Here is a 4,856-nt window from a genome sequence, read left to right as displayed (position 1 = left end):
AGAGGGGGCCGGAACGCCGCGCCGCGTCAGCGCAGCGCCACGAGCGCCTGCTTCGCCTTGGCGCCCAGCTTGCCCGCCAACTCGTCGAGCGGGCCGTACTCCAGGCACTTCGCCTGGCAGTGCTTCACGCACGTGGGCGTCCCGCCCTTAACCGTGCGCGCAGCGCACAGGTCGCACTGGTCGGTGAACGCCGGCTGGTAGCCCACCTGCCAGCGATCGTTCTCGGGCCCGTAGCTCCACGGCCCCACCTCGCACACCACCACGCCGCACTGGCCCTGCGGGAACCCGTGCTCCACCGCGCACGCCATCTCGCACGAATGGCATCCCGTGCACCACTCGTAGTCCACCAGCAGCCCGTATTCCGCCATGTCACTCGCCCTCCTTCATCTTGTACACCTTGCACAGGTTCGTCTTGTAGTTGCCGCCGAAGCCGCTCTTGCCGTTGCCCCAGGCTATGAGGTTGTTGATGCACAGGTCCCCTATGTCGTAGAGGTTCTCCGGATCGCCCTCCGGGTTCCACCAGCCGTGGTCGGCCGCCACGATGCGCGGGTCGAAGATGGGCGTCTCCTTCACGCGACGCTTCGCGCGCCCGAGCATGTTCTCCACCCACACCCAGTCGCCGTCCGCCACGCCCAGCTCGGCGCACGTCTCGGGGTGGATCTCGATCCACGGGTCGGGGTGCATGGCCAGAAGGCGCTTGGCCTGGCGGTGCTCCGAGTGGAAGAACGGCCAGCGGCGCGCGCCCGTGCACAGCACGAGCGGGTACTCGTCCAGGAGCTCGGGCGTGGCCAGGGGGCCGGGCGCGGGCTCGTCGAACACGGGCAGCGGGTCGAGCCCGGCGTTCTTGTAGTACGTCGACCACAGCTCGATGCGCCCCGTGGCCGTGTAGAAGCCGGGGCTGCCGTCGGGGCGCAGGAGGCCCTTCTCGTGCTTGCCGTACTCGAACGGCAAATACACCGGCGCCGCCTCGCGCAGCTCGGGGAACGTGATGCCGGAGGAGGCGATCATCTCGGTGAACATGTCCTCGACGTTCTCCCGCGGCCACGCCTCGGGGGCCAGGCGGCGGCCCAGCTCCAGGTTCATCTCCATGTCGGACTTGCACTCGCCCACCTGGCACACCTTGTTGATGGCCTCGGCGCGCTGCGCGCCGTCGCCCAGGCGCACGCCGTCGCGCTCGGGGAACATGGCCGCCGGCAGCACCACGTCGTAGAACGCCATGATCGTGGGCGTCATGAACAGGTCGGCGCCCGCCACGAAGTCCAGCTTGCGGAAGCACTCCGCCACCTCGGTGGAGTTCGCCGACATGCAGGCCAGGAAGTTCGACGTCTGCACCCAGGCGGCCTTGATGGGGTACGGCCTGCCCGTCTTCATCGCCTCGACGGTGGTGTTCGGGTGCGCCGCCTGGAAACCCAGGCGGAACAGCGAGTACTTGTCCAGGCCGAGGCGCTTCTCGTTCTGCTCGTCGCCCAGAAGCTCGAAGCCCCAGCCGCCGCCGTAGTTCAGGATCTCGGGCGGCACGATGATGCCGCCGGGCACCTCCACGTTGCCCGTCACCTGGAAGAGCGCCATGATGGCCTGGCCGGCCGGCAGCGCCTCCTTCGTCATGTCCACGGCCACGCCCCACTGCAGCGTCGCGGGCCTGCTCGCCGCCAGGATGCGCGCGGCTTTGCGGATGCGCTCGGCCGGAACCCACGTGGTGGTCTCGGCGTACTCGGGCGTGAACGGCTGCACGTGCTCGGAGAGCTCCTCGAAGCCGTAGCACCAGCGGTCGACGAAGTCGTGGTCGTACAGGTCCTCGTTGATGATGACGTTCATCATGGCGAGCGCCAGCGCGGCGTCGGTGCCCGGGCGCACCGGCAGGTGCACCTCGGCCTTGGCGGAGAGCCACGTGACCTTCGGGTCGATCATCACGATCTTCATGCCGCGCTTCATGAGGTCCACCACCCAGTGGCCGAAGAAGCCGTCCGAGTTGGCGATGAGCGGGTAGTTGCCCCACACGAACATGGTCTCGGGCATCTGCCATGCGGGGTTGTCGTAGCGGTCGGGGAACTGCTGGGCGCAGTCGGCCACCCAGAACGCGCCCGTCGTGGCGATGCAGCCGGCCACGCGCGGCAGGTAGCACGCGTTGCCGGAGAAGATGTTCACGAAGTTCGGCGAGCCGAACGACCAGCACAGGCGCGTGATGTACGGCGCGATGTCGCGCCCGGTGCCGCACGAGAAGATGACGGACTCGGGGCCGTAGGCCTCCTTCACCTTGTTGAGCTCGGCAGCGATGAGGTCGAGCGCCTCGTCCCAGCCGATGCGCTCCCAGCGGTCATGGCCGCGGTCGGCCTTGGCGCGGCGCAGCGGGTGCGTCAGGCGCTTCGGGTTGTTCACCATCTCGGGCAGGTCCAGGCAGCGCACGCACAGGCGCCCCTCGTTGAACGGGTTCTCCGGGTCGCCCTCCACCTTCACGAGGTCGCCCTCGTCGTTCGTGTAGAGCAGCACGCCGCATCCCAGGTGGCACCCCGGCCCCGACCAGGCGCTCCCCCGCGTGACCGTCAGGTCCCCGTCGCGGTACGTGTAAGGATTCTCGTGCTCCACGAATTGGTAGTCTCGCTCCTCCATAGCCTTCTCCTTCCTCGTCCTTTTCGTCTTATCTCGCCGAGCGGCCGGCGGCTTCCGCCTCGGCCGGCTCCGTGGGCGCGCCGGCGGGCGCAGCCGCCCCGGCCGGCTCCTTCAGGAACTTGAGCAGCGCCAGGCAGGCTGCCACGCCCACGACGCCGATGCCCACGAGCAGCATGACGGCCGCGCCCCAGCCGGACGTCTCGATGAGCGTGCCGATGGACGCGTTGCCGAACCCGCCGATGGAGCGTCCGAGCGCGATGACGCCGAACGTCGTGCCGATGTAGACGGGCGCCACGGCGGCCGACGGCGCGATGGGCCAGATGACGGCCGGCACGAGCTGCAGCACGATGCCGGTGATGATCATGACGGCCACGGTGGCCGACGGCGGCACGTTGAACGCGAGCACCGCGATGAGCGCCGTGAGCACCATGCTGGCCACGAGCAGCCAGATGCGGCTCTTCAGCCTCACCACCTTGTTGAGCACGGGCGTCATGAGCACCACGCCCAGGATCATGCCAACCGTGATGAGGCTCGAGTACAGGTTGGAGTCCTCCAGGCTGTAGCCCAGCTCCTCCATGCAGTACGTGGGCGCGAACGTGGACACGGCGTACATGATGAACGCGAACATGGCGAACACTACGGCCAGCAGCCACGTCGACGGCGACTTCATGCCCTCGACGAGCGAGATCTTCGGCGCGTCCTCGGCCGCGTAGCCCTCCGGCGCCTTCACGAACACCAGGTACAGCACGGCGGCCGCCACGAGCAGCGCGGTGGAGAGCCACCACACGTTCGCCCACGTGCCGGGGTCGTCGGCTGCGATGAACAGGTTCGCCCCCGTGAAGATGGCGAGCATGCCGATGGGCACCCACCCCGACCAGATGGCCATGGGCGCGCCGCTCTTCTCAGGCGAGAACCATAGGGCGATGATGGCCGGCACGGCAACGCCGATGAGCGCGAAGCTCAGGCCCTCCACGAAGCGGCTGAACAGCAAGAGCTCGATATTCGGCGCGAACGACCCTATCAGGCTGCCCACCGCCGCGGACAGGATGGCGAACAGGCCCACCTTCTTCGGCCCGAACTTGTCGGTGAGCCCGCCCGACGGCAGCGCGAGCACGAGCCCCGTGACCGTGGGCACCGTCATGAGCCAGCCTCCGAGCGCCGGCCCGATCCCCAGGTCGGCCATGAGCAGCCCCATGGTGGGCGGCACCTTGAACATGTTGATGGCGATGGCCACCGCAGCCAGCATCCCCACGAGCGTGACGAGCCAGCCTCTCGCCGACGATGACTTCCGTGCTTCCATAAGCCCCTCCTTCTCCCGTTTCCCTTCGGTTCGTCCCGCGGCATCGCTGCGAGCCGCGGCTTGCCAGGGACTCTAGGAGCCGGGCGAGGGGGTGTAATCGGGAAAAAGCGCGTATTAGGGGCGCGAGGGCATCGGAAAAAACGTAGTAGGAAGATCCTATCAGGCAAAACCGCCCGTCGCAGACGCGACGGGCGGTTTTTTCGCGAGGGGGCTAGGCGCGCCTCGCGAGGTAGCACTGGTGGATCTTGGGGTTGCGCTCGAAGTCGTGGGGGATCGTGGACGCCGTGATGTCCTCCAACGCCACGCCGTAGCGCGCCAGCGCCTCCAGGTCAGGCTTGAAGGTGCGCAGGTTGCACGAGAACACGGCCTCGCCGCCCTCGGTGAGCAGGCGCGTCACGCCGATGAGCAGCTCAACGTGGTCGCGCTGCACGTCCCAGGTGCGGCTGCCCATGGCCTTCGAGTTGGAGAACGTGGGCGGGTCCACGAAGATCAGGTCGTAGCGCAGGGGCTTGCGGCGCGTCTCGGTGATCCAGGCCATGACGTCGGCGCGCTCGAAGGAGTGCTCGGGCCCGGCGAAGCCGTTGCCGGCCATGTTGCGCCGCGCCCAGTCCAGGTAGGTCTGCGAGAGGTCCACCGTCGTCGTCTCCACCGCCCCGCCGCCGGCCGCGTGCACGGTGGCCGTGCCCGTGTAGGCGAACAGGTTGAGGAAGCGCTTGCCCGCCGCCTTCGCGCCCACGAGCTCGCGCGTGGCGCGGTGGTCCAGGAAGATGCCCGTGTCCAGGTAGCCCGACAGGTCCACCTCCATGAGGTAGCCGTCCTCGTCGACCTGCGTCACGTAGCTGCGCCGGCCGGCGTCGCGGTACTGCGAGCCGCCCTTGTCGCGCCGGCGCGTCTTGGCGAACACGTGGTCGGGGCGGATGCCCAGCGCCACGGGCGCGAGCGCCAGCAC

4 protein-coding genes are annotated in these 4,856 nt (G+C 68.5%); all 4 read right to left on the bottom strand.

Annotated elements, in window-relative coordinates:
* Positions 1–26: 26 nt before the first annotated feature.
* A complete protein-coding gene (locus GPA_RS11160) occupies positions 27–368 on the bottom strand; it encodes a hypothetical protein (RefSeq protein ID WP_015539914.1) in 342 nt (113 codons plus the stop codon).
* 1 nt (position 369) lies between these two features.
* Positions 370–2,607, bottom strand: coding sequence for a molybdopterin-dependent oxidoreductase (locus GPA_RS11155; RefSeq protein WP_015539913.1), 2,238 nt, complete (start codon positions 2,605–2,607; stop codon positions 370–372).
* A 28-nt stretch (positions 2,608–2,635) separates the two neighbouring features.
* On the bottom strand, positions 2,636–3,907 hold the full coding sequence (locus GPA_RS11150; protein WP_015539912.1) for an MFS transporter: 1,272 nt from the start codon (positions 3,905–3,907) through the stop codon (positions 2,636–2,638).
* 211 nt (positions 3,908–4,118) lie between these two features.
* A partial coding sequence (locus GPA_RS11145) for a class I SAM-dependent methyltransferase (protein WP_041239522.1) occupies positions 4,119–4,856 on the bottom strand: 738 nt, incomplete at its 5' end.

Source organism: Gordonibacter pamelaeae 7-10-1-b, assembly GCF_000210055.1.
Taxonomy (GTDB): Bacteria; Actinomycetota; Coriobacteriia; order Coriobacteriales; family Eggerthellaceae; genus Gordonibacter; species Gordonibacter pamelaeae.
The sequence above is the reverse complement of the archived record's forward strand: the minus strand, read 5'-3'. Positions and strand labels throughout refer to the sequence as shown.